The sequence below is a fragment of the Chryseobacterium culicis genome, from assembly GCF_002979755.1.
GTDB classification, from domain to species: Bacteria; Bacteroidota; Bacteroidia; order Flavobacteriales; family Weeksellaceae; genus Chryseobacterium; species Chryseobacterium culicis_A.
In genome coordinates this window covers 1,951,160-1,977,247 of record NZ_PCPP01000001.1, presented here as the reverse complement: position 1 = coordinate 1,977,247, position 26,088 = coordinate 1,951,160, and the positions used below count along the sequence as shown (strand labels likewise).

Here is a 26,088-nt window from a genome sequence, read left to right as displayed (position 1 = left end):
AATTAATTTTCAAAATATAGCGTGTTGAATCGGTAGTCTGAATGACGATATTAACTAACTTTAAGACTTAAGCTTATATAGTTTTTTGTTTTTTCAACTTAAAACATGAAAGATTCAATACGCTTTTATCAAAGGTTTTATTTTCAATATGCTGTATTCGGTTTTAAAAAATTATAATCTAAATTTAATTCACTTTTCAGTCCTGAAATCTTTGTTATATCTTTGCAAACGAATAATTTATATGTTGAGGAACCTACAATTTAGAGAATTTGATTATTAATTTTAAGCACGCTTTATCCAAAAAGTCCATTTATATTACCGCTTTGTCTGCCTGCCTGATTGCTGTGGCAGCATTTGCTATTCTTAGTCTTTTGATCACAGAAGACAGCCGGAAAAATACCGATGATTTTGCCAAGAAAACATTCTTCAGGAAATATGAATCTATAGAACATGAATTCAGAAATATTGAAGATTATCAGTATCTGCTTCGGGCACTGATCCAGAAAGATGGTCTGAAAAACTATAAGGATTATTCTTTGGTTTTGAATGATTTAAATAAAAAAAGAAACCTGTTGCCTTACAGCTGGTATTATTATGAAAACAGGTATTCAGGAAAGTCTGAGAGTAACAATCCCTTATCTGATATTTTCAAGAATACAGACCACACCGCAAAGCCCATTGTGATAAGAAATAATGGTCCGGGACATTTCAAAGACCTTTTGATTACCAAAAAAGACAGTATGTACTGGGTGAGCTATGATTCTTTGGTTCTGCCTGATAAAAACAAGTTGTATTATGGTTCTACGGTTAGTCTGGATGATCTCCATCAATATTTTATCAATGTAGACAAGAGTTCCAATACCTACGCTTATGTCTTTACCAAAGAAGGAATTTGTATTACCCATCCTGAGAAGAAATACATTGGCAAGAATATTTTTGACTTTACAGATATTAAGCCTAATGATACTTTGGCCAGCAAAACTGATGTGGGATATACCAAAGGAACAGCCGTTTCAGAATATCTGGGAGTTGAAGTAACACGTTTCATAAAACCTTTAAAGACTGATAATTTTGAAGGATATACTGTAGTGAATCATGTTAATTTTATTATTGATGAAAATATCAGTAAGATAAAAACGTATACTGTTTATATTTTTCTGGCAGCCCTGTTTCTTATTGTAACAGTCTTTATATTGTTTCAGAGGGTAACCAGTCTGGCTTACCAGGAAAAAGAGAAAATACAGTCTGAGAAGAATTTATTGCTGATAGAAAACGAAAAGATGCACAAAGCAGAAGTGATCAATCAGCTTCAGCAGCTTAAAAATAATATTAATCCTCATTTTCTGTTCAATTCATTGAACTCCCTTTATATGCTGATTGGGATTAATAAAGAAAATGCACAGAAATTTACCATGAACCTATCGAAGATTTACCGGTATCTTATAGTGCCTCCGAAAGAAAATATTGTTCCGGTTTCACAGGAAATAAAATTTATACAGCAGTATATGGAACTTCTGAAAAGCAGATTTGATGAAGAGATGAGGTTTGAACTGATTATTAATGCTCCTGAAAGCCTGGAAAAAAGAATTCCGTATTTATCCCTTCAGATTGTCACGGAAAATGCTACCAAACACAATATTGCAACGATAGACCAGCCTCTGGAAATTATCATTATTGTAGATAAAGACGGAATCACGGTAAAGAATACCTGGCAGCCTAAAACCGAACCGGTGCAAGGAGAGAAATTCGGAATTGATTATTTGAATCAGGTTTATGGGTATTTTAAGAATAATCTTCTTCATATTTCTGTAGATGGTGAATATTTCATATTTTTTTTGCCTTTAATGGAGTAAAAATAAAAATCCATTCACTCCCAAATTATCACCATTCACTCCCTAATATTATATATATGATTCACGTTACCTATAGCTTTGCGAGCTGAAACTAAGATATTTACTATTTGGAATGAATCGGACTATTTTAATGAAGAATTACAGACTCGCACTGTATCTTGGCCTTGCTATGGCTTCACCAATGGCAATAGCACAGAAAAAAGATAAAGATACGGTAAAGGTCAACAAAGAAAAAACGGATAAGACAGAGACATCCTCATCAAAGAAAACAAAAAAAATTGAAGACCTGATTAAAAAGGGAACCTATAAAAAGGGACTCTTTAATACCATTCAGGTAAAAACGGATATTTATTTTGAGATCCCGGACAGTTTGATGGGACGTCAGTTTTTGGTGGTTAACAAACTTTCGCAGGTACCCATGCAGGTAAACGAAGCAGGTTTGAACAAAGGAATGAATTATGAAAATAAGGTCATCTCCTTTCACCGTGATCCTGTAGCTAAAAAAGTATGGGTGAAAACTGTGGTTCCTAAAGTGTCATCCCCAAAAAATGATGCCATTACAAAATCTGTGAAAGACAATTTTTCAGAATCTGTAATTGAGGTCTTTGATATTGAGGCACAAAACAGTGACTCTACAGCTGTGGCAATTAAAGTCAACAAAGTTTTTGATGGAAATCAAAAGAGCTTTAATGATGTTCTTGCCAATGTAGGATTGGGAGGATCTGTGAAATCAAGTCTTTCTTATATAGAAGGAGTGAAGACATTTCCTAAAAACCTTGTGGTGAAGTCTCAATTGTCTACTTCTGTAAATGAAGGTGGAGTAGATCTGCCGGTAACATTGGGGGTTACTACCAATCTTGTTCTGCTTTCTAAAATACCGATGAGACCAAGAGTAGCTAATTCAAGAGTAGGATTTTTCTCCGAAAAACACTGGTCGTTTAATGACAATCAGCAGAAAATGGATGAAAAGTTTTTCATTACCAAATGGAATCTTGAACCCAAAGATGAAGATAAAGAAAAATATTTAAGAGGAGAGCTGGTAGAGCCTAAGAAGCCTATTGTTTATTATATAGACCCGGCAACTCCAAAACAATGGCGTGAAAAAATCATTGCCGGAGTACATGACTGGCAGGCGGCGTTTGAGCAGGCAGGATTCAAAAATGCAGTGATTGCGAAAATGCCGGATGAGAAAGATGAAGATTTTGATATTGATGATGTAAGATATTCTGTGATTACTTATGCCGCTTCGCCAAAGTCAAATGCAATGGGTCCATCAGTGGTAGATCCGAGAAGTGGGGAAATTATCGAAGCAGATATCATCTGGTGGCATAATGTAATGACTTCTCTTCATGACTGGATGAGAATTCAGACAGGACCTATCGATCCGAAAGCAAGAGGTAATAAATTCAGTGATGAACATATGGGTGAAGCTATCCGTTTTGTTTCATCTCATGAAGTAGGACATACTTTTGGACTGAAGCACAACATGGGAGCATCCTTTGCATTCCCGGTAGAGTCGCTTCGTTCAAAAGAATTTACAGACAAAATGGGTGGTACGGCACCTTCCATTATGGATTATGCACGTTACAATTACGTAGCTCAGCCGGAGGATGGTGTTACCGCTATCACTCCGAAAATTGGTCTTTACGATAAATATGCCATAGACTGGGGTTACCGTTGGTATCCGGATGAATTTGTTGAGAAAAAAGCGCTGAAAAACTTAATTGAAAAGCACGAAGATGACCCGATGTATTTCTATGGTGAGCAGCAGAGTTACCTGGAGACCATCGATCCGCGTTCGCAGTCTGAAGATTTAGGGGATGATGCGATGAAAGCCAGTGAGTACGGAATGAAAAATCTGAAAGTGGTTATTAATAATCTCTTGAAATGGACCTATGAAGATGGTAAAGAATATACAGATGCCGGCAAACTGTATCTGGGAGTTATCGGTCAATGGGATCTGTATACAGGTCATGTGATGGCGAATGTAGGAGGAATTTACCTGAATCATACTGTTTTTGGCAACAAGAAAAAGGCGTATGAAGCAGTTCCTGCAGACATTCAGAGAAGAGCTGTTGATTACCTTGTTAACAATGCGATCAACCTTCCGGAATGGTTATTCTTTAATCCGATTACTGAAAAAACATATCCGGTTAAAGACTCACCTATGGGACCATTCGAACAGACTCCATATACCACAGCAAGAGGAATGCAGTATGCAAATATCTACTCTTTGTTTATGGATGATAGGCTGCTGAGGTTGCTTGAAAATGAGTTAAAACATCAGATGTCCGGTTCGAAAGAAGAAATCTACACGGTAGAGAATTTATTTGATCAGGTAAGAACAGCTATTTTCAGTAAAAAAGGAAGCCTGACGATGCTTGAAAAGATGACTCAGAAAAATTATGTGGATGCCCTGATCGTTTCTGTGAACAAATTATTTGAAAAAACAGCAGTGAAAGGATTGAAAACAGATAATACCCTGAATATCCCGACCATCTGTAATTTCCATGAAGATGATCATGGTCTTAGGAATATCAATTATTCATCTATGAAAAGAGTATCTGAAGTCACTACCTATAAGAGGGCGGAACTTCAGAAGGTTCTGGACTTACTGAACAGAACAAGATACAGAGGTGATGATGCTTCCAGAGCGCATTACACAGATTTAATCATTCGTATTCAAGAGGCTTTAAACAAATAAACGGAAATGAAAAAAACTCTAATACTTTTACCTCTTTTGGCTGCTAATATAGCAATGGCCCAGCAAAAGAAAACCATCACCGGGAAAATAGAAGATTCCAATACTTCACATATTATTACCGGTGCATCTATAAAAATTGAGACACAGTCCGTCTCTACAAAAACAGAATTAGCAGGAATTATCGAAAGTGTATCAGTAGGTACAGTAACAGATAAGGACGGAAAATTCATTCTGGAAATTCCTGAAGATACAAAAACAGTCTTGGTAAGTTATCCAGGTTACGAATCCAGAGTAATTCAGCTTAATGAAGGACAAACCAACTATACCATCAGACTGACTTCTGAGATTTCAGATAAAAATAAAATCCAGGAAGTTATCATTACCGGATATCAGAAAATTGAAAAACGTAAGCAGACCTCAGCGGTTTCTACCGTGAAAATGGATAACATCAGTCAGGCTGGTGTTGCCAGTGTAGACCAGATGCTGGCAGGGCAGATTGCCGGTGTGGCTGTAACTCCTGAAACGGGAGCGCCCGGAAGTCCTGCAAAGATCAGAATCAGAGGTACAGCTTCTCTTTCCGGTCCTCAGGATCCACTATGGGTAATCGATGGTCTTCCATTGGAAGGAAATGATGTTCCGAACTTTACGGATAAAGATAATATTGACCAGCTTCAGAACTTCTCTATTGCAGGATTGAACCCTAATGATATTGAAGATATTACGATTCTTAAAGATGCGGCTGCAACTGCAATTTACGGAGCAAGAGCAGCAAACGGAGTTATTTCCATTACAACCAAAAAAGGAAAAAAAGGAAGTCTGAAACTGAACTTTTCAGCAGATACTTTTGTGACATCACGTCCTGATTTTGATAAACTGAACCTTCTGAATGCTTCTGAAAAAGTAGATCTGGAACTGATGCTTGCCAAGCGTGCCGATCTTACCTACCGTGCCGATAAAGGAGAAGTAATGAGAATTCTGACTCAGAATAGTCAGCTTGAGGCTTTCAGAAACGGAGGTTTTGATGCACTGAATTCCTTCACACGACAGCAAATTAACGGTCTGAGAAATAACAATACAGACTGGGGTAAACTGTTATACAGGAATGCCATCAACAAACAATATGGATTAAGTGTTTCCGGAGGAAGTGACAGAGCAGATTACTATTTCTCCCTGGGATACTATGATGAAGAAGGAACAACTATCGGTACAGGGTTTAAACGTTATAACCTGACTTTAAAAAACAATTATAAATTAAGCGATAAGTTAAATGCAGGAATCTCTATTTTCGGAACGCAGAGTGAACGTACATCTTTTGTAACGGATGCTGATGCTTCAATCAACCCGGTTAATTATTCAAGAAATGCCAATCCTTATCTGAAACCTTTCAATGCAGACGGAAGCTACAATTATGATAAAGATATGGATGGTTTTGAAGACCGCTATATTCCTTTCAATTTCCTTGAAGAAAGAGAGAATACAAACTATTCACTGAAGAATAACTCTTTGAAAGCGATTTTAGATTTAGAATATAAAGCTTCCAAAAGTTTAAGATTTACCTCTCAGTTAGGTCTTCAGTATGATGCTAATAAAACAGAAAAGTTTGCAGCAGAGAATACCTACTTCACCAGAAAAATGAAAGAAAATACCCGTTATTACAAAGACGGTAAATACAATTACTTTCTGCCAGCGGGTGCTGTAAAACAAAATTGGGATAATGATTTCTTCCAGTACAACTGGAAATTGCAGGCTGCGTACAGTACAAAGATCAATTCAAAACATGAAATTGATTTGATGGCTGGTACAGAAATCCGTAAAACGGAGGATAATACAACGATCACGAGAGCTTTCGGATATGATCCCAAAACCAGAAGAGCTACGGCAATTGTTTTCCCGAATTCAGGTTTTGCAGCAGATAAAAGATATGAAACGTACCGTGAAGCCGCTCCTATAGAGAATGCTTATGCTTCTATGTTTGCCACAGCATCTTATACATACGATCAGAAATATACATTCTTCGGAAGTGTAAGATATGACGGGACCAACCTGTTCGGGGTGAATAAAAAATATAAATACCTTCCAATATGGGCACTTTCAGGATCATGGCTGGTGACGAAGGAAGATTTTATGAAAAATATTTCTGCAGTATCTAACCTTAGACTGAGAGCTTCTTACGGTCTTCAGGGGAATATCGACAGAAATACATCGCCTTTCTTTATTGGAGAATACAATGATGCAACAATTCTTCCGGGAATAAAAGAAGGAGTCATCAATGTTATCAGCCCTCCGAATGATAAATTGAGATGGGAAAAAACTACCAATACTAACGTTGGTCTTGATTTAGGATTGTTCAATAACCGTGTAAGCCTTACCGCTGATGTTTACAGCAGAAAAGGTACGGATATGATCAGTATGAAAGAAACTCCTCTTGAAACAGGGTTTGAATACACGATGATGAACTGGGGAAGCCTGACCAACAAAGGTTTTGAATTGGCAATATCTACCAGAAATATCAATCATGATAATTTCAAATGGACGACTACGATCAACTTTGCACACAACAAGAGTAGAGTATTGAGCGAGCAACCCCGTGATAATGCTTTCCTTCCTTCAAGAGAAGGCCTGCCTGTAAATGCTGTTTTTGCTTTGAAAACCGCAGGAATGGATGAACATGGAAACCCATTGTTCTGGAAAGGGGATCAAAAGATTTCTGCAGCAGAATTCTTTAAATTATATGATGTATATGCAGATTTCCTTCCGGGACAGCTTGTGGATACAAAACTTTCAAACGCTGAGCTGAGAAGCCTGTTTACGTACGTTGGAGACAGAGATCCGAAGTTTACCGGAGGTATTATCAACACTTTTAAGGTAAGTAATTTTGATCTTACCATCTCTGCAACATTCAATCTGAAGCAGACGGTAATGAGAACGCCTTCTTACCGAGGTATGGAGCTGGACAGAGGAAGAAACTATACAAGAGATATCTATGAAGCAGGAGGTTCGCTTCCTGGAATTACAAGTCCTGATATGGATGCTAACCCGGACGGATGGATGGCCAATAAATGGTTTGCAAGCAACCGTTCCAGTGCATACAATCTGCTTGATGTATGGGCAAAAGAGATAAGCTATATAAGAATCAGCAGCATCCGTTTAGGCTATACACTTCCGAAAGAATTTACCAATCCTATGGGAATCAGTAGTTTGAGACTGAGTGTAGAAGGGCGTAATCTGTTTGTATTCAGTAACGGATATAAAGGATATTTCGATCCGGAAACATATGGTAATATTTATGCACAGCCTATCACCAAGTCGGTAACAGTAGGATTTAATGTTTCTTTTTAAAACTTGAAAAAATGAGAAAAATTACAACAATCATAGCGCTTACAGCAATCAGCCTTATCAATATCGGTTGCGACAGGTTTTTAGATATTCAGCCTGAAGGTAAAATCATTCCTGTTACCGCTGAAGACTACCGAAAAGTACTTACATCAGCCTATTCAAAATACCCTGTTCACAAATCGTTGGTAGCCCTTCGTACTGATGAGACAAGTATTGATGACAATGCAGTAGATTTTATTTCTTATCGTGAAATTGCGATGTGGAAAGATTCGAACTATGACTCTACTTCTGCGGAACTTCCTTGGTTAAGTTTTTATAACGTGAACTTTTATCTGAATCAGATCATCAATGAAGGAAGCAAAACCATGCAGGATTCTCCTGAGAAAAATCAGATTTTAGCAGAAGCTTATGCGCTTCGTGCTTACCTGTATTTTGATATGGTGAATCTATATGGAAAACCATACAACAGTGCTACAGCTTCTACAGACAGAGGAGTTCCTATTAACCTTGAAATTGATCTTGAGCAGGTTCTGAAGCCATCTTCAGTACAGGAAGTATACAATCAGGTTCATTCTGATCTTAAAAAGGCAGAAGGTTTGATGGTAGAGCTGAAGCAGGCATTGGGAGCAAATTACAGATTCTCAAAAACAGCATTATTGGCTTTTGAAGCAAGAACAGCTCTATACGAAGGAGACTGGAACAAAGCCTTAAACTATGCAGATCAGGTACTGGCGGTAAAAGGAGATTTGAGTAATTTAAATACAGTAAATACACCTCCCAACCATTATGCTTCCCCGGAATCTATTATGGCTCTGGATAATACATGGGATAACTCTATAAAAAACCTGTCTTTTGCCTCTCCGGAACTTATTTCTTCCTATAATATGATTGCAGATAAAAGGTTTGGCATGTATTTTGAGAAAAATGGTAATAAGTATAAAGTCACCAAAGGAGGAAGTTTAGAATTCAAGGTATCTTTCAGAACAGCAGAGCAATACTTTATAAAATCTGAAGCATTATTAAAGCTGAATAAACTGACTGAGGCTAAAGAAGCCCTTCTTAAAGTAATGAAGAACAGATATACTCCGGAAGGATATACTTCAGTACAAAATGCCGTGTCTTCAATGGATTCTACAGCATTTATGAACTTTATCCTGGATGAAAGATTTAGAGAATTTGCTTTGGAAGGCCAGAGATGGTTTGATTTAAGAAGAGCAAATCAGAAAAAAATAAGCCACACTATTAGTGGTAAAGAATATATTCTTCAGCAGAATGACCCGCGATATACCATTGAATATCCAATGAGTGCGAAGAAGAATAACCCTAATCTATAAAACTTCATATCAAATTCAATACAGATGAAACCGCTTGAGCTTAATTGTTCTAGCGGTTTTTTTGTACTTTTGCACCGTTATGAAAATTGCCATTATAGAAGATGAGCTGTTGGCTGTGAATTATCTGAAAAATCTTTTAGATACACAGAGCATAGTCCCTGTTACAGAGACTGTTATTCTTCGTTCCAAAAAACAGGCAATTGATTTCTTTGAAAAAGATTCGGCGGATCTCATCTTTATGGATATTCATCTTGGGGACGGGATGAGCCTGGAAATTTTCGAACAGGTAGAACTTTTTACCCCAATTATTTTCATTACCGCATTTGATGAATATGCCATGAGAGTCTTCAGGCATTTTACTATTGATTATCTTCTGAAGCCTTTTGAAGAAGAAGATTTGCATAAAGCTTTACAGAAATTTATCTCCATAAGAAACAATTTTGATCCTGAGCCGGTATTGAAATCAATTTCTTCATTAAGACAGGCTGATGATGAGGTGATGAAACGTTTTATGGTAAGAGAAGGAAATAAACTGAAATCAATAGACGAGCATAACACTGCCTATTTTTTTGCTTCGGGGAAATACCTTTTCCTTACAACAAAAGACCATCAAACCTATATTTTTGATGATACTATCAAGGATATTATTCAGAAATTGAATCCTGAGATCTTCTTTAAAATAAACCGTAAATTTATCATTAACAAAGAAGCGGTTTCCGAAATTATCAAGCATTCCAGCCAAAAAGTAGAACTTAGACTTTCTCCTGAACCGGAAGTGAATAGCGAAGTTTTCATCAGCAAAATGCAAATTGCCGAATGCCTGAACTGGCTGAACACGTAATGCTAAATTCCCTTGTAAATAACTTCCTTACAGATTACAGAAGCCGTACTGTTTTCTAATTTTCCTTATTGAGACGACTGAGGAAATAGGTAGGTGGAATCTGATATTTTTCCTGAAAATTTTTGGTGAACGTTTGTGTTGTATTATAGCCTGCGTTTTCAGCGGTTTCCTGAATGCTGATATACCTTGTTTTGGGTTTGTTTTTCCATTCAGAAACAATATAATCCAATCGTAATTCATTCAGATACTCATTAAAGCTTTTTTTCTTATAAAAATTGATAATCCTCGATAGATAAACCGTATTGGTACCACACAATTTAGACATGCTGGCAAGTGAGATATTCTTTTTAAGAAATTGCTTGTCACTTTCAAAGTCTGATAATACCTTCAGAACATTTTCAACCTTTAAAGGGTTTATTCCCAGTTGATCATCAAGAATATTTTCTTTACTCTCAGCCATCAGAACTTCTTCATGAACCGGAATTTCTTCATCCTTATTTTCCATAAATTTTTCATAAAGGATCTTGAAATGTCTTTTCTTTTGATAGTATTTAATCAGCAATACTGTTAAAAGTACAATAAGTATAAGTCCAACGCTGATGAGGATAATATAAATAAGTCTTTCCCATTTCATTTTATTCTCCAGCATTTCTTTCTCATCAAACAGCTTTTTTGTGTCGTATTCTTTGTTTAGAGTGGAGTTGAGGTATTTATAATCTTTCTCATACGCACGATCCAGAAGAATCAATTTGTTAATGTACTCCAGCTGTTTCCTGCTGTCATTATTTTCTGAATAATAATTGATAAGCATTTCAAAAGCAGGTCTGAATCTTGGATCTAATTTTTTAGTTTCATTATACTCTAGGTCCAGCAATAAAAAATAAGGTAAAGCTTCTTCTTTTTTATTCATTTTCCAGAAAGACATTCCCAGATAATATTTATCAGTAAGGTGTTTCCATGAGTCATTGTAGGACTCTATTGCTTCCTGAAGTTTTACAGCGGCCTGATCATATTTTCCCTGGTAATAAAAATCGGTTCCCTGTGATGACGTAAAATAGGCGTTGTATTCCTGAAAGCCCGGATGGGTTTCTATAAAATCTTTTCCTTCCCGGATCAGGGATTGATTGATTTCAAAATTAGATAAATACGTATTGGTTTCTATAAGAGCAATTAAAGAATAGAGATAGTAATACTTATAATTTGTATCCCCGATTTTCTCATTATTATTTCTGAAGAATGCCACACAATTCATTAGCAGCTTATTAGCATCCTGATAGAGTCCCAGATAAGATTTGGTTTGCGCAATCTGATATTCAGTATTATGAATCAGATAAGGGTCTTTATTCTTTTTGATGTAATCATACCCTTTAAGAAATGCATCGAGTGCTTTCGGATAGTTCTCATTGCTGATGTAAGACATTCCCAGGGATAAATAACTGTCTCCAATAATGTCAATGTTATTTATCTTTTTTGCGATCATTAATATGCTGTCTCCATATTTAATCTGCTCTTGCCCTCTTTTATTAAAAGTAGCCAAAACATAGCCCCTTCTTATCTTCTCCAGGTTATTTTCTTTCCGTGCTTTTTGAATAAATCGGGTAATATATTTCCATTGTTCCTCTGGATTATTTTCTATTTTTTTGATGGCCAATTCCAGCTCAGGGTAATTCATATTACCAAATTCTTTTTGATTGTGTTGAGCGGGGAGGAAAAAAAACATTCCAAAAAGAAAAAAAATGAAAAAAATATACCTTAAATGATTCATTTGTATTTATAAAACAAGATAAAAATAAGTAATTTTTTATTAAATCAGGTATTAAATTACAATTGATTGAAAATCAATTTTTTGTATTTGTAGTTTTTATGAATATATAAATTTTTTTTATGATTTTATTGTCTTTTTTTAAGTATAAACGCTCTTTTTTTACGCTATTAATGCTTTAGATAATTTTAAATTTTGCAAATTCTATTTTACCTCTATATATTTCCACCACAAAAACTGATTATTATGGAAAAGATGAATTACTATTTAGCTCTGATCTTACTTTTATTTTTATTAAGCTCATGTAGGGATGAAAATGAATTAGATACTATGGAGCCCGCAAAGATTAATTCTAAAGAAATACTAAAAGGAAGTAAAAACTCACCTGAATTATATAAGATCATTAAGAGTGATACAATATCCGTTCCTAACAACATAGACGAAGAAGACCCTAAAAATACACCTCCGAAAAAATAGAATTTACTCTTCTGCCTTTAACAATACTTGGTGTTGTAAAAGGATGGAAGACTGAATATCCCTACACGAGAGTATTGCAATTATTTTACTGAATAATAATATGTTAAAAGTCCATTCTTCATTTTATTTCTTTCCCTTTTTTTTCATGTCGGCTTTCTCATATGCACAAAGTATATCCGGGAAACTATTGGATAAGGATCAAAAAGCCATTCCATATGCTGAAATTACAGCAGGAAAGGACGGGATAAAACGAATGGCGATGAGTGATGAAAATGGAGAATTTATGGTAAGCCTTCCTGAAAATGGTAAATATTTACTGGAAGTTCTTCAAAATGAAGCAGTGGTTTACAGTAAAATAAGCATGGTCAATGGAAACATACATTCAGATTTGATTGTACAGGCCGCAAAAGAAACAGATATCAAGGAGGTAAAACTAACCGCGAAAAAAAGATTAGTAGAAAGAAAAATTGACCGCCTGGTTTTTAATGTGGAAAATTCTGTTTCAGCACAGGGAGGAGATGCAATGGATGCTTTGAAACTTACTCCCGGAGTCAGGATTCAGGGTGACGAAATAAAACTGTCAGGAAAAAGTTCCGTCAAAGTAATGGTTAATGACAGAATTATACAATTATCCGGTGATGATCTTTATAATTATTTGAAATCAATTCCTGTGGCAAACATCCGGAAAATTGAAGTCATTACAAATCCACCGGCACAATATGATGCGGAAGGAAATAGCGGACTTATCAATATTCAATTGAAAGAAGTGACGCAGGATAACTGGAAGGTAACCCTACGATCAGTGTATCAGCAGGCAACTTATGCTACTTTTTTACATGCAGTAGGATTAACCTATAAAAAAGATAAATTTTCCGCTTTAGTTGATCTCAACTACCAGTATGGGAAAAATATTTATACCAACGATATTAATTATTATTACCCTAATGAACATTGGAATAATAATATTTATAACCGGAATCATCAGAAAAATTTGGGAATAGTAATGAACTTAAAGTACAACCTTACCAAAAGAAGTAGCATTGGAACACAGCTTATCAGCTCGTTCTCCAATAATACGTCTGATGAGTTCAATAATAATTTCAGCAGAAATTATACAGATGGTGCGGTGATTAAAAACTATAAGACAGAAGGAATGTCATCCGGAAAGCCCAAAAACGTTTCTTTGAATGTCAATTATACATTGGATCTTGATGATAAAGGGAAAAAGTTTTCAGTAGATGCCGATTATTTTAATGGAGTATCCCCGAAAGATAATAATTTCAGCTCCCTTTTACAGGATTTTGAGGGAAATTCCAGTGAAAATCAGTTTGCTATTAATAATTCTCATCAGGATATTAAAAATTATTCTTTGAAAGCAGATGTTGAGCTTCCGGGCAGCTGGGCCGATTTTGCCTTCGGAGTAAAAGCAACTTCTACTACGACAGATAATAAGGTAGACTCCAAATTTTATAACAAGATTGATGAGAGCTTGCTTTCATCACAGGCAGATCATTTCCTGTACAAGGAAAATTTGCAGATGATTTATATAAGTGTATTAAAGCATTTTGGTGAAAAATGGGATGTAAAAGCAGGACTTCGCGGTGAGAATACACAAACCAATGCCAATTCTTTTTCTGTAAATCAGGAAATAAAGAGAAATTATTTTAAGATTTTTCCTACAGCTTATGTTTCTTTTAAACCCAATGAAGATCATGTGCTGTCATTGAATTTCGGAAGAAGAATTCAGAGACCGGGATTTTGGGAAATGAATCCGGCAAGATGGTATATGAGTCCCAAGTCATATACAGAAGGAAATCCCTTTCTGCAGCCGGCATATAGCTATAATATAGAATTTAATTATTCCTATAAGAGCTTACTGAATTTAAGTCTGTTTAATAGTAATAAACGCGATGGGTATGGGCAGGTAACGGTACATGATATCATGAATGATTCCCAGGCTTTTAAAAGATTGAATTATTTTGATTCGAGCTCTTTAGGAGGATCTTTGTCATTCAATTATGATCTTTTCAGCTGGTGGAATACCGCAACGGAAGTATCTGCCTATTATAATGAGCTGAATCCGAAGATAGATTTATTTTCAAACTTTTATTCAGGCTGGGGAGGATATACAACATCTACCAATACCTTTTCTCTGAATAAGAAAAAAACATTTTTAGCAACCCTTTATTATGAATATAATTATCCGGCGGTACAAGGGATTATAAACAGTTCTTCCTCGTCAACCTTAAATATCGGGTTTAGGTCTTTGCTCTTTAATAAGAAATTAACGGTAGGGTTGAATTTTGATGATATTTTCAGAAAAAATCTCACTCTGTATAACAACAGATCTCAGGACATAAATCAAACCTTTTTACAATATTATGATACCAGACAATTTAGAGTTTCACTGACCTATAAATTTGGAAGTACTAAATTATCTATGGAAGAAAGAGAAACGGGTAATCAGGATGAGAAAAACAGATCAAATTAAGATTTTATCAGATGAAGTAGTTTGTAGAGTACTATGCAAATGAAACATTTATAAATACCCCTTGCAAGGAAAGTGTGAAAAAGTCCAAAGAATTATACACTTCAAAAACTATGATTCTACATCTAATTCTTAAAATTAATTAAAATGAAAAATTCAAAATTACAAAACCTGTTGACTAAAATTTCAGCAGATGTGACTACACTAAAAGAAGGAGAATTATCTTCAATCAAAGGAGGAAACGCGGCAGCAAATAATACAGGCTGTGGTAATACTGGTTGTACAGTAAAGCCAAACGTAAAGACTCTATAATTCCAAAATGACCGAAGGTGTTTAATGTCAGAAAACTATGAACACTTTTTCTTTTAATTCTAAAAGTGAACTAATGAACTATAAATTATCTCATTATACAGTCTCTACACAAGTTTCGGAAGATAAATACACCATCTTTTCAACGAGAAGCTGTAAAGTACTTCTTCTACAGAAAGAGAATTTCGATTTTCTGATAGAGGGAGATTTTGATAAAATTGATGCAGATATAAAAAACCAACTTATTACTGCTCTTATTTTAGTGCCTTCTTTCGAAGATGAATTAATGGAAATTGTTGAAGAAAATAAAATGATGATTTCAAGCAACGATGTGTTGTATCAGGTTATTCAGCCTTCTTCAAACTGTCAGCTAGGTTGTGATTACTGCGGACAGCAGCACACCAAAAACGATCTGCAGGCTAAAGATTATGAAAAACTCATTGAACGATTAAAACATAAGCTTTCTTTAAAAGATTACAAGGCACTGTTCATCGGCTGGTTCGGAGGTGAGCCTCTGATGAGTTTACATACGCTGAGAAAAGTGTCAGAAAAATTAAAAGAAATAACTTCTGATTTAGGAATCGATTATGGTGCTAAAATGACAACTAATGGGCTTGCGCTTAAAAAGAATATATTTTTGGAATTGGTTAATCAACATCATGTCGGGGCAATAGAAATAACATTGGATGGTACCGCTGAATTTCATGATAAAAGACGTTTTGTGAAGTCAGGAGAAAACTCATTCGATCTTATTTTTAAAAACCTGGTTGATATTTTCAGTATTGAAAATTATAAAGAACTTGGGGTTAAAATTTCCATAAGATGTAATGTTGATAAAAGCAATTATCAGTCTGTAGTTCCCTTATTACAATTGATGAGTGAACATGGTTTTCAGGATAAGATTTCCCATTTTTATGTGGCTCCCATCCATTCCTGGGGAAATGAAGCACATCTTGTATCCCTGGAAAAAGAAGTGTTTTCTGAAAAAGAAGTAGAATGGATTATAGAACAATATAGATACGGTTTTTCACCTTCCATTCTGCCCCAAAGAAACCATGAAGTATGCATGATTACCAATCCTGATGCAGAATTAATAGATGCGTATGGAAATATTTACAACTGTACGGAGGTTTCCTATGTTCCTTCCTATGAAGAGACAGCTCATAAACTTGGAAATATAAAAGATATTGAAGTGAACCAGAAGTTCAGTACACTTCATTTACAGGACTGGAATGATATCGTTCTTACCAATCAGGAAGGATATCCTTGTTATACCTGTAAGATGTTTCCGGTTTGTGGAGGCGGATGTCCAAAATCTTGGGAAGAAGGAATAGTAGCCTGTCCTGCCAATAAATTCAATATTCAGGATAAACTTGCCATTAATTATATTATTCAGGAAAAAGGCACAGAATATTTAATCAGTTGACACTATGGAAAATAATATATACATGATAGAACTTTTACAGCAGCATAAAGACCTCATATCTACCAATTTAAAGCATTATAAGGATGATTTCATTTTTGAAAGTGAAATGGAAAAACTTATCAATATCGTATGTGAGGATAAGGAAGCTTTCAATTTTTACAGCCTCAATTATCATGAAGCTTTAAAAGAAGGAAGAGCCGGAAATATACAAAAAGCAGAAATGTTGATTGTACGTGCTAAAAAATATATTGATTTTGACTCATTGCAATCAAAAGAAAAAGATTTGTATGGCTTAATCAGCTTACCTATTCATGCTTTCTTAAGTTATAAAAGATCCAATTATACATTGGCTAAACAGCAGACTCATGAAACCATGTTGTTTGATGAGAAGCTTGAACAGTACAATCCTTCAATGTTTTATCATAAAATTCAGCAATTGCATAATGTTTCAAGAGTTGAAATGAAGGAGAATAATAATGAAAATGCAGTCGGGATTTTTAATTTATTATACAGAAGTTTATTGCTTTCTGAAGAAGTACATTATCTTGACATTAAATTTTCCTATCAGGACAGTTCCGAATCTCTGAAAAAATTAAGAAAACTGATGCTGGCTCAGGTTACCAATGAATATATTCCTTTTCTGGATCGTCTTGATAACAGAGCTGAAATCTTATATCAAACTTTTAGTGAGGTACTCAATAATCAAACCGCTGTAGATGATGAATTGATGAGCTTTGTATATTGGGTGAAACTCAAGTGGAATAGTATTAATCAGGAAGAATGGAATAAAGATCTTATCAAAAATTTTATAAGAAGTTCTACAGATTTTACTTCTTCAATACCCATAGATTCATTGCTTGAAGATGCAGGAAAAGAGAAGCCACAGCTGATGTAAATATGATATATTAACACTTTAATTCTATTTTTATGACAAGTTTAATGACAACCCAGGCTACAAAAGAAGAAAGATTGAAAGATATTCCTGTAAAAGAAATAAAAACTGAGAGAATTGCCAATCTGTACCTGTCGCAGGGAGAAAGTTTCTCTTTGGTCATAGAAGCTGATAAAGAACAGCAGCAAAATATTAAAATTTACAGGGATGGTGATCATATATTGATTTATACCCATGAACAGGCTGAAGAAATGAAAACCTGTAACGTGTATATAACGATTCCATATACTACAGAAGAAATTGTTGTAAATGCCTTTCAAACCGGAACTGTTTCTACCGAAGCAGACCTTATCATAAATTCTTTACAGCTCAATTTTAATGTGGTGGGAACTACTAACCTGGGGATCATTTCTGATAAATTAGTTTATACCGGGAATTCTGTGTCAAATAGTACAATAAAAGGAAAAGCTGAAAAATTGAATCTGTCATTGAAATCGGCAACTGATTTTAATGCAGAAAAACTATCAGTTCAGTATTTAAATTTGAAAACAGACTCTTTGGTTAATGCTGATTTTAATGTAGAAAATACCTTGAGTATGAGAAGTAATAATTCATTTAATGTCAATATTACAGGGAATCCTGTAAAAATAAAAAAACAACTGGATGCTCTTTCAACAGTAACTTTTAAATAATTCTATTTATTTATGAATTTTGTTCCTCAACATGACCAAATGGATTGTGGCCCTGCATGTCTAGCTATGATAGCTTCTCATTATGGGGTGGATTTTACATTACAGTATCTGAGGGACAAAAGTTTTATTACCCGCGAAGGCGTTTCCTTATTAGGGATCAGTGAAGCTGCAGAGAAAATAGGATTCAAAACGGTGGCTGCAAAATCGCAGATCAAAAATTTGAACAATTCTCTTTTGCCTTGTATCCTTCATTGGAACCAAAACCATTTTGTTATTTTATATAAAATTTCAAAAAATGTACTGACTGGAAAACCTGTTTTTAAAATTGCAGATCCGGGACACGGTTATATTACCTTATCAGAAGAAAAGTTTGAAAAAAACTGGATTTTTGATGAGGATAAAGGAGTCGTTCTTTTCCTGGAACCCACAGAAGATTTATATCAGCAGAATCCGCCAAAAGAAAAAAAATTATCAATAAAATTTCTGTTAAACCATCTGAAGCCTTATAAAAAACAAATGCTTCAGATGTTACTGCTTTTGCTCTTCGGCACCATTACGACTCTGGTATTTCCTATCCTTACTCAGAAATTAATGGATGAAGGGGTGAGTAAAAAAGACCTTTCTGTTATCTCCTATATATTGATTGCCCAATTAGCCTTTTTCTTTGGAAATATCATTTTTAATATATTCCGGAACTGGATCATGCTGATTGTAGGAACCAATATTAATATCCGTATTATTTCTGATTTTCTGAAAAAATTGCTGAAGCTGCCCATAAAGTTTTTTGATACTAAACTCATGGGAGATTTTAATCAGAGAATACAGGATCATGAACGGATAGAAACTTTCCTGACTTCCCAAAGTCTGATTACCTTGTTTTCTGCCATTACCTTTTCAGTTTTTTTTGCGGTGCTCTGGTATTATGATGTTACCATTTTGGTGGTATACATCATCTTAACACTGGTATCAGTGATCTGGTCTTTATTCTGGATGAAAAAAAGAAAAATTCTGGATTATTTCCGCTTTCAGCAAAGAAGTGAAAATCAGGAATCCATCTATGAAATTATCAATGGAGTATCTGAAATGAAGCTGAATCAGTTTGAAAACTATAAGCGTGAAAAATGGGAAGAAATACAGCAGAAACTGTTTAAAACAAATATAAGAATACTAAAGCTGGATCAGGTACAGCTTTCAGGGTTTGAATTTATCAATCAGTTAAAAAATATTATTGTCACTTTTCTCGCAGCCTCTTTTGTGGTCAAAGGTAGCATGACTTTAGGAGAGTTATTAAGTGTTTCTTACATTATAGGGCAGATGAATTCTCCGGTAAATGAGCTGATTCAGTTCTTTCGTTCTTTACAGGATGCTAAATTAAGTTTATCCCGTTTAAATGAGGTTCAGGATCACCCTGAAGAAGAAAAAGAAAATCAGGTTCCTTTGCTCAGTAAAAAATATACCGAGCAGAATGGAATACAGAGGGGAGTTTATTTCAAAAATGTTTCTTTCCAGTATGAAGGGCCCAGATCTCCTTATGTTTTAAAAGATATTGATCTCTTTATTCCTGAAGGTAAAGTAACTGCAATTGTTGGAGCGAGTGGAAGCGGGAAGAGTACTTTAATGAAAATGTTTTTAAAATTTTATGAACCTGTAAATGGCGAAATTTATTTCAATCATTTAAATAGTAAAGACATTTCTCCGAAAGATTTGCGGAAAAACTGCGGAACCGTTATGCAGGATGGCTTTATATTTTCGGATACGATAGAACGAAATATTGCTGCAGGGGATGAAAATATCGATTATGATAAACTTGAAAAAGCCTTAACAACAGCTAATATAAAATCTTTTGTTGAAGAACTTCCGTTAGGGCTTAAGACCAAAATCGGTGCTTCCGGAAATGGGATTTCTGGGGGACAAAAACAAAGAATACTTATAGCAAGAGCAGTATATAAAGATCCAAAATTTATTTTCTTTGATGAAGCAACTTCTGCTCTTGATGCCGATAACGAAAAAGTGATACATGATAATCTTCAATCTTTTTTTCATGGCAAAACAGCTGTTATTGTAGCACACAGACTTTCCACAGTAAGAAATGCGGATCAGATTATTGTATTAAAACAGGGGAAAATTGTTGAACAGGGAAGTCATAAAGAACTCGTTTCTAAAAAATCCGATTATTATCATCTCGTAAAGAACCAGTTGGAACTTGGAGATTAACAAAAAAACCTCTAAAATAAATTAGAGGTTTTAAAGTGGTTTCTCCAGGAATCGAACCAGGGACACATGGATTTTCAATCCATTGCTCTACCAACTGAGCTAAGAAACCATTTATGTTTTCGTTTATTACTTCGTTGTTTTAAAGTGATGCAAAAGTATAACATTTTATAATACCGCGCAAGTATTTTGTTTTATTTTTTTGAATAAATATTCCGGTATCACCCGTTATTCTATTCAATGTGCTGTTCATCAGTATTTTGATGGGTCTTATTTTTTTCTGTTTTTTTATTGTTTTAAAAAGTATCCTAATAAATAGGCGCATGATTCCGAAAATTTGTGGTCTGCTTGAAACTTTTTTTTCTATCAGGGAGTAATCAGAAGATTGTTTTTATTTGAACAATATTAAACAGTCAATAAAATAATCCAGTTTTCAGGTGGAAAAATGGCAAACACTTGATTTATAGTGATTAATTAGCCTAACAGTTGTTAGTCGTACTATTACGACACTTTTTAAAATTTAATCATAAATTCTATTTGCTTTTTGTAAATACATCTATATTTGGTGATATAGAAAGTAAACAATCACAACATATTAACCATTAAAATTTACAAATCATGGCAGAAAGAAATTCAAGAGGAATTTTAAAATTCAACAACGGTGAAGGACAAAAGTTATTAAAGCTTAACTACAGCGTATCAAGATCTACAGACGTATCAGGACGTGTAGCATCAGACCCTTCCAACGCTCTTATCAAAATCACGGTGGAAGCTACTGAAAAATCAGACATTCTGGAAAGTTTACTGAACGGAAAATATAAGCCTACCGTAGGTGAGATCACTTTCAATAAATCTCACGAAGAAGGAACATTAACAACCCTGAAGTGGAACAACGGCTATGTTATTCAGCATGAAGTAGATTTCGATGCTGTAGATGACAACAGTATGTATATCAGTTTTGTGATAAGTGCAGAACAGATAGATCTGGGGAATTCTTCTTACTTCGGAGCATGGCCTTCTTAAGCTTATTCAGAATTTAAATATCAGGCAGGATAGTACACCCGGTTTATGGGATGCTGTTCTGCCTTTTTTAACCTTATAGAACTCCTGTTTATTTAAAATGAAGTTCTGAAAAAAAACACCTAATCACTATGAATAAAAATGCCTCGAATTCCGATAAGATTTCAGAGAATCATATTCCCGGAATCAACCGTGTGGTGAAACTGGATATTGTGATTGAAGGCAAGATTATCAAACACTTCAAGCATTTTCGCCTACAGCAAAGTGCAAGACGCCATCACAATTTTGAACTTATTCTCGCCCATGATTCTCTTGGAGAAGCTCAAAACCACACCCTGGAACAAGCCCGCCAGTTTTTGGGAAAAAGGATTACCATTGTTTTCAAATATAAAGATTATGAAAGCGAAAGCCCGGAAAGAACTTTTGTAGGGGTAATCACCAAAGCTGCATTCAGCCAGGAAAAAATGAGCCTGGGGAATATAGTACTGAGAGGTCAAAGTCCTACTATTCTCATGGATGCCGCTCCCCATACTCAAAGTTTTGGAGGAGATCAGTCTGTCAATACAGGAATTATCGCCAATAAAATACTTAAAGAAGCACTAGGATCAGAGAAATTTGATTTCAGAGTAGATACGCAGAACAAAAGCTATATCAATTATAGTTCACAATATAACGAAACCCACTATAACTATCTTGCACGAACTGCAGAAGCATACGGAGAACAGTTCTACTACGATGGAGAAGTTCTTCATTTTGGGAAGCTTCCGCCTTCTGAAAAACCGATCCGACTTGTCTATGGAAGCAATGCAACAGATGTTCAGGTAGAACTGAATGCTGTACACACCAATCCTGAGTTTTTTGGATATAACAGCAGCAGCCATACAAAAATGGAAGGTTCTGAAAATAATATCAGACATTTGGGAGAAATTCCTTCCAAAGCTTATGAACTTAACAACAATATCTTTAAAACCCGTTCACTTTCTCCGGCTCCTATCAATGCCAATATGTTTGTGGATGTAAGTGACTCTCAGAAAAGCGCCGCGGGAAGTGCTGCTGTAGAAGTATTTACTGTTTCGGGAAATACTACGGTTCCCTTTCTGTATCCGGGCTGCCTTGCCGATATTGAAATGCGGAAGCCGGATACCAGCCAGACGTCTTACTTTACAAAAATTACGGTTACTGAAGTGAACCATGAAGTCAATGCCAGAGGATATTATAATGGCAGTTTTGAAGCCATTGCTGAAGGAACAGGCTTTATGCCAAAACCTGAATTCATACAGCCTAAAGCCGAGCCGCAGGTGGCCACTGTTGTTTCCAATACCGATCCTCTCAATCAGGGAAGAATACAGGTGAGATTCGATTGGCAGAAAAATCCTGACACTACCCATTTTATCAGAATGATGAGCCCTGATGCAGGAGGAACAGACATGATTACTCAAAACAGAGGTTTTGTTGCGGTACCTGAAGTAGGAGATCAGGTTATGGTCGGTTTTGAATATCATCATCCGGATTTTCCGTTTGCTATGGGAGGAATGTTCCATGGACAGGTGGCATTGGGAGGAAGTATCAATAATCACCTTAAGTCTATTCAAACGAGAAGTGGTAATAAAGTCATTTTTAACGATCAGGAAGGAAGTATTTTCATTGAAGATCCTAGCGGAAATACCTATCTCATGGATGGAAAAGGGAATATCATTGTGAATGCTCCCAAAAATATAACCTTCACAGCCGGAGAAAATGTGCAGATTAATGCCGGAAAAAATATCATTGCCTCTGCCCAGAGAAATGTAAATATTATGGCAGGAGAAGATATCACGGAAACCGCTAATGATGATTACAATCTGACAGCAAGCAATATTATTGAAACCGCAGAGGCTGGTAGAAAGTCTACTGCTAAAAATATTACAGAAAATATGGAGGCTGGCTCTTACATTAGTACAAAAGATGCTATTAATGTGGAAAGTGCCAAGGAAGTACTTATCAATAGTGGTAAACAGGTAAAAATGCAGTAATATGGCAGGTGAAGGCGGAAATATTGTACGGAATGTCTTTGGGAGATCTTACAAGGAAGCAGAACATATTATGAAAGATGCTTCCAAGGGGACTTTGGATTTTAAATCTCCTCAGGAAAACACCTTTTACGGGAAAAAAGGAGGCAAGAAATTCGATGAGTATCAGGCGAAAAAAGACAATACATTATTAGTAACAAAGGTAGAAGGCCCTTTAGATGATAATGGAGGGAAAATAGCAAAACCCAAGGAAGGTGAAAAATACTGGTTCAAAGCGACTTTTAACAGATCTGCAACGAAGAGCGAGTATAAAAAACTTCAATGGCAGGAAAAAATAAATGGAATTTCTATACCCTTTTTTTTCGATTACTCTTCAATCACCGGAAATACGGAGACCATTCAGGTGAAACTTCCCTGTTATGATATGCGTGTATATGCCTATTTTAAAACTCCGATAGACAAGGTCAGCGTTGAAGTCAAAATAGCCAATCCATTACCTCTTTATATTGACCGATTTAAAATAAAAGGAAAAGATAGGAAGGGGGTTAACATGGCGGATGATCTGTGCTATGGTCTGGGAGTTTCCAATCAGTATCCTTCACGGTACACCTTGCAGGATGTGGAAAGCAAAGGAATTTGGATCAAATCAGAGATCAGAGATAAAACAGACGAAGAATTATGGGCAGGTTTCAAGCGTATGGTGGGAACACTTTTTTCAGTCGGAGAACTGGAAACGGTTGCCTTTGATATGATTGAAAAATTTAAACGGAGTGAAGGAGGTGAATATACCAATTCTATCCTCACAAAACATGTGCTGAACCATCCTTCAAATCAACGATTCTGCCTAAGTATGGAAGATGAAATTGCCGACAGAATTAAGAAAAACTATGGAAGCATTGCATCCATTGAAGATGATGAAATACACTTTACAGATGATGAGGTAGGAAAGTTCGGAAGAAGAGGATGGGGACATCCCCAGTTTTCAACGATGAAAGATACTTTTATGGGAGGGCTTACCATTTGTATGAATGATACCTGGGCATATGAAGTGAAGCTGACAAAATTCAATAAATCAGCTAACGGTACTTATGATGCAACTTATAAAGTAGTTTTATATGATCATTTTGGATTGGATATGCCGGATATTGAAAAGAAATACTACTATCTGCTTGGTTTCAGATATTGGTTTATTTTGCAGCATATCAGAGGGTATAAACCTTTTATCACTAAAGTTGAGTTTGAAAAAACATTTAAAGAAAGTATCACCATCGGCAAAGCAGAACGCCAAAGTAAAAGAAGAGCAGAAAAAGAAAGACAGGATCATCTTCGAAATATGGGAAGAAGAAGACCGGGAGAATATTAACAAAGAATAGCCATTACATTTTAATGAGCCTTATTATAATTATAAAAAATGAAGTATTTACCATCTATAAAAATTATCACTATTGTATGTTTTCTTTTAATAGCGATGAGCTGTGATAAGAAAAAGAATGACTTTATTCCACTTGATCATATGACTTTCACCAATGCTTATGATAAGAACGCAGTGAAAATTTCATACTATATTCTTATAGATCATCCTGAACCTACTGAAAATATTTTGAAAAAAGAAATTACAAAATATGTAGAAAACAAATTGAAAAACAATAGGTTACTTGCGAAACCTGAAACGGCCTCACTGAACTTTGTTTTTTATAGAAAAACGGACAATACTTCATATTTTATTACGAATAAAGAAAGTGCCGGCGAGCTGTTAGGTGAAGAAATATCACACTATCAGCAGGATTATATAGCCAATTATCTGGTAAGTAAATGTGAAAAAGGGACCGTAGAAAAAATTTATCTCTACAACCTGCCGGAAGAGACTGTAGCAAACAAAAACTGTGGTAAATAATACCGTCTTGTTTTTATAAATAATCACAGCGTATGGTAGAAACAAGAGTAAAACCATTTCAGAAATATACATCGGGAATCCATGATTATCAGGTGGAAAATGCTCTTGAAATACAGTTCGGGGAAGAAAAAGGATTTTATTCATCCTTTAAAATTACTGTTCAGGAAAGGATAAATGAAGATCATACCAAAAACTGGTTGATTGAAAAAGTAGAAGATTCCTCTTTTCCCTCCGAAAATAAATTTATGGAAATCCTGCATATCCTGGAACAGAGTTCTTATCCGCTGGAAATAAAAGTGGATGAAAAAGGAAGCTTTCTGGGAGCTGTAGATCATCAGAAAAATATAGAAAACTGGAAACTCAAAACAGCGGGGCTTCAGGAAAAGTATCAGAATGTAGATGTTTTCAGAAACCAATATTTGTCAGCTCTTGAAGATGAAGCGGGCTTTTATAAAAATAAACTGAAAGAACCCTTCTGGAATCTTCTTTTGTTTGCTCCTTATTATGTAGATAACGGAGGAAAAAGTGACGAATCTGTTGTATGGAATATCAAAGGAATCGGAGATATAGAATGTCACGGAATGATCAGTGCCCAACAGAGAGAGTACGGATTTGAATCTTTTTTTATTTCCGAAATTAAAGTTCCTGCTATCATAAAAGAAGAATTGGAAAAAAAATACCTGTATCAGCCGGGACAGTACCAGGTAAAATTAAATATAGAAATGGAATACAACTCCCGTAAAAAACAGTATTCCAAAAAGAAAGCTGACTTTATATTGTCAGACGGACAAAAAACAGTATACCGGGAAACGATCACAATGACTTAAACTTTATGAACAA

At 35.3% G+C, this 26,088-nt stretch carries 18 protein-coding genes and 1 tRNA gene; 17 read left to right on the top strand and 2 right to left on the bottom strand.

All coding sequences use genetic code 11. From position 1 onward, the window contains the following. Nucleotides 1-269 precede the first annotated feature (269 nt). From CQ022_RS08945 to CQ022_RS08925, 5 genes are all read left to right on the top strand, one after another. Nucleotides 270-1,853: a histidine kinase gene (locus CQ022_RS08945; RefSeq protein ID WP_105681072.1), complete on the top strand. Its 1,584-nt coding sequence runs from the start codon at nucleotides 270-272 to the stop codon at nucleotides 1,851-1,853. A gap of 130 nt (nucleotides 1,854-1,983) precedes the next feature. Next, nucleotides 1,984-4,557, top strand: a complete 2,574-nt coding sequence (locus CQ022_RS08940; RefSeq protein ID WP_228421565.1) for a zinc-dependent metalloprotease — start codon at nucleotides 1,984-1,986, stop codon at nucleotides 4,555-4,557. Between the two features lie 6 nt (nucleotides 4,558-4,563). Beyond that, nucleotides 4,564-7,896: a SusC/RagA family TonB-linked outer membrane protein gene (locus tag CQ022_RS08935; protein WP_105681070.1), complete on the top strand. Its 3,333-nt coding sequence runs from the start codon at nucleotides 4,564-4,566 to the stop codon at nucleotides 7,894-7,896. A gap of 11 nt (nucleotides 7,897-7,907) precedes the next feature. Further along, a complete protein-coding gene (locus tag CQ022_RS08930; protein ID WP_105681069.1) occupies nucleotides 7,908-9,227 on the top strand; it encodes a RagB/SusD family nutrient uptake outer membrane protein in 1,320 nt (439 codons plus the stop codon). A gap of 79 nt (nucleotides 9,228-9,306) precedes the next feature. Then, nucleotides 9,307-10,068, top strand: coding sequence for a LytR/AlgR family response regulator transcription factor (locus tag CQ022_RS08925; protein WP_105681068.1), 762 nt, complete (start codon nucleotides 9,307-9,309; stop codon nucleotides 10,066-10,068). Nucleotides 10,069-10,123: 55 nt separating this feature from the next. Here CQ022_RS08925 and CQ022_RS08920 read toward each other — a convergent pair whose 3' ends face one another. Further along, nucleotides 10,124-11,740, bottom strand: coding sequence for a helix-turn-helix domain-containing protein (locus CQ022_RS08920; protein ID WP_165791602.1), 1,617 nt, complete (start codon nucleotides 11,738-11,740; stop codon nucleotides 10,124-10,126). A 336-nt stretch (nucleotides 11,741-12,076) separates the two neighbouring features. On the opposite strand from CQ022_RS08920, the gene CQ022_RS08915 reads away from it, so the two are divergent. The 7 genes from CQ022_RS08915 to CQ022_RS08890 all read left to right on the top strand — a co-directional run bounded on the left by CQ022_RS08915 (nucleotide 12,077) and on the right by CQ022_RS08890 (nucleotide 20,328). After that, nucleotides 12,077-12,307: a hypothetical protein gene (locus tag CQ022_RS08915; RefSeq protein ID WP_105681066.1), complete on the top strand. Its 231-nt coding sequence runs from the start codon at nucleotides 12,077-12,079 to the stop codon at nucleotides 12,305-12,307. A gap of 145 nt (nucleotides 12,308-12,452) precedes the next feature. Beyond that, nucleotides 12,453-14,798 carry a TonB-dependent receptor gene (locus CQ022_RS08910; RefSeq protein ID WP_228421505.1) on the top strand — a complete coding sequence of 782 codons (2,346 nt, stop codon included), beginning with the start codon at nucleotides 12,453-12,455 and terminating at the stop codon, nucleotides 14,796-14,798. 144 nt (nucleotides 14,799-14,942) lie between these two features. Continuing rightward, nucleotides 14,943-15,107 (top strand): hypothetical protein, encoded by a 165-nt coding sequence (locus CQ022_RS22950; RefSeq protein WP_165791601.1) that lies wholly within the window; start codon nucleotides 14,943-14,945, stop codon nucleotides 15,105-15,107. Between the two features lie 73 nt (nucleotides 15,108-15,180). Then, nucleotides 15,181-16,530, top strand: a complete 1,350-nt coding sequence (locus tag CQ022_RS08905) for a radical SAM/SPASM domain-containing protein (protein ID WP_165791600.1) — start codon at nucleotides 15,181-15,183, stop codon at nucleotides 16,528-16,530. Nucleotides 16,531-16,552: 22 nt separating this feature from the next. After that, the gene (locus CQ022_RS08900) at nucleotides 16,553-17,425 is read left to right on the top strand and encodes a hypothetical protein (protein ID WP_123864411.1); all 873 of its coding nucleotides are present in this window, start codon (nucleotides 16,553-16,555) and stop codon (nucleotides 17,423-17,425) included. Nucleotides 17,426-17,457: 32 nt separating this feature from the next. Next, a complete protein-coding gene (locus tag CQ022_RS08895; protein WP_123864410.1) occupies nucleotides 17,458-18,114 on the top strand; it encodes a GIN domain-containing protein in 657 nt (218 codons plus the stop codon). Between the two features lie 12 nt (nucleotides 18,115-18,126). Continuing rightward, entirely contained in the window at nucleotides 18,127-20,328 is a 2,202-nt protein-coding gene (locus tag CQ022_RS08890) for a peptidase domain-containing ABC transporter (RefSeq protein ID WP_105681062.1), read from the top strand. Between the two features lie 36 nt (nucleotides 20,329-20,364). On the opposite strand, the gene CQ022_RS08885 is transcribed toward CQ022_RS08890, so the two are convergent. Further along, nucleotides 20,365-20,437: transfer RNA gene (locus CQ022_RS08885), tRNA-Phe, on the bottom strand. A gap of 506 nt (nucleotides 20,438-20,943) precedes the next feature. On the opposite strand from CQ022_RS08885, the gene tssD reads away from it, so the two are divergent. From tssD to CQ022_RS08860, 5 genes are all read left to right on the top strand, one after another. Further along, nucleotides 20,944-21,348 (top strand): type VI secretion system tube protein TssD, encoded by a 405-nt coding sequence (gene tssD / locus CQ022_RS08880; RefSeq protein WP_105681061.1) that lies wholly within the window; start codon nucleotides 20,944-20,946, stop codon nucleotides 21,346-21,348. Nucleotides 21,349-21,476: 128 nt separating this feature from the next. Further along, nucleotides 21,477-23,357 carry a type VI secretion system Vgr family protein gene (locus CQ022_RS08875; protein WP_105681060.1) on the top strand — a complete coding sequence of 627 codons (1,881 nt, stop codon included), beginning with the start codon at nucleotides 21,477-21,479 and terminating at the stop codon, nucleotides 23,355-23,357. A gap of 1 nt (nucleotide 23,358) precedes the next feature. Beyond that, nucleotides 23,359-24,717, top strand: coding sequence for a DUF3289 family protein (locus tag CQ022_RS08870; protein WP_105681059.1), 1,359 nt, complete (start codon nucleotides 23,359-23,361; stop codon nucleotides 24,715-24,717). A 48-nt stretch (nucleotides 24,718-24,765) separates the two neighbouring features. Then, complete coding sequence (locus CQ022_RS08865) at nucleotides 24,766-25,248, top strand: hypothetical protein (RefSeq protein WP_123864409.1); 483 nt, start codon at nucleotides 24,766-24,768, stop codon at nucleotides 25,246-25,248. A gap of 32 nt (nucleotides 25,249-25,280) precedes the next feature. After that, nucleotides 25,281-26,075: a hypothetical protein gene (locus CQ022_RS08860; protein ID WP_105681057.1), complete on the top strand. Its 795-nt coding sequence runs from the start codon at nucleotides 25,281-25,283 to the stop codon at nucleotides 26,073-26,075. The last annotated feature ends 13 nt before the right edge of the window (nucleotides 26,076-26,088 follow it).

Excerpts from the sequence above, each read along its gene's own strand:
- CQ022_RS08910 (WP_228421505.1), top strand. The coding sequence starts at position 12,453 with ATGTCGGCTTTCTCATATGCACAAAGTATATCCGGGAAACTATTGGAT.
- CQ022_RS08925 (WP_105681068.1), top strand. The coding sequence starts at position 9,307 with ATGAAAATTGCCATTATAGAAGATGAGCTGTTGGCTGTGAATTATCTG.
- CQ022_RS08860 (WP_105681057.1), top strand. The coding sequence starts at position 25,281 with ATGGTAGAAACAAGAGTAAAACCATTTCAGAAATATACATCGGGAATC.
- CQ022_RS08865 (WP_123864409.1), top strand. The coding sequence starts at position 24,766 with ATGAAGTATTTACCATCTATAAAAATTATCACTATTGTATGTTTTCTT.
- CQ022_RS08900 (WP_123864411.1), top strand. The coding sequence starts at position 16,553 with ATGATAGAACTTTTACAGCAGCATAAAGACCTCATATCTACCAATTTA.
- CQ022_RS08875 (WP_105681060.1), top strand. The coding sequence starts at position 21,477 with ATGAATAAAAATGCCTCGAATTCCGATAAGATTTCAGAGAATCATATT.
- CQ022_RS08890 (WP_105681062.1), top strand. The coding sequence starts at position 18,127 with ATGAATTTTGTTCCTCAACATGACCAAATGGATTGTGGCCCTGCATGT.
- CQ022_RS08915 (WP_105681066.1), top strand. The coding sequence starts at position 12,077 with ATGGAAAAGATGAATTACTATTTAGCTCTGATCTTACTTTTATTTTTA.
- CQ022_RS08935 (WP_105681070.1), top strand. The coding sequence starts at position 4,564 with ATGAAAAAAACTCTAATACTTTTACCTCTTTTGGCTGCTAATATAGCA.
- CQ022_RS08870 (WP_105681059.1), top strand. The coding sequence starts at position 23,359 with ATGGCAGGTGAAGGCGGAAATATTGTACGGAATGTCTTTGGGAGATCT.
- CQ022_RS08930 (WP_105681069.1), top strand. The coding sequence starts at position 7,908 with ATGAGAAAAATTACAACAATCATAGCGCTTACAGCAATCAGCCTTATC.
- CQ022_RS08920 (WP_165791602.1), bottom strand. The coding sequence starts at position 11,740 with ATGAATTACCCTGAGCTGGAATTGGCCATCAAAAAAATAGAAAATAAT.
- CQ022_RS08895 (WP_123864410.1), top strand. The coding sequence starts at position 17,458 with ATGACAAGTTTAATGACAACCCAGGCTACAAAAGAAGAAAGATTGAAA.
- CQ022_RS08905 (WP_165791600.1), top strand. The coding sequence starts at position 15,181 with ATGAACTATAAATTATCTCATTATACAGTCTCTACACAAGTTTCGGAA.
- CQ022_RS08940 (WP_228421565.1), top strand. The coding sequence starts at position 1,984 with ATGAAGAATTACAGACTCGCACTGTATCTTGGCCTTGCTATGGCTTCA.
- tssD (WP_105681061.1), top strand. The coding sequence starts at position 20,944 with ATGGCAGAAAGAAATTCAAGAGGAATTTTAAAATTCAACAACGGTGAA.
- CQ022_RS22950 (WP_165791601.1), top strand. The coding sequence starts at position 14,943 with ATGAAAAATTCAAAATTACAAAACCTGTTGACTAAAATTTCAGCAGAT.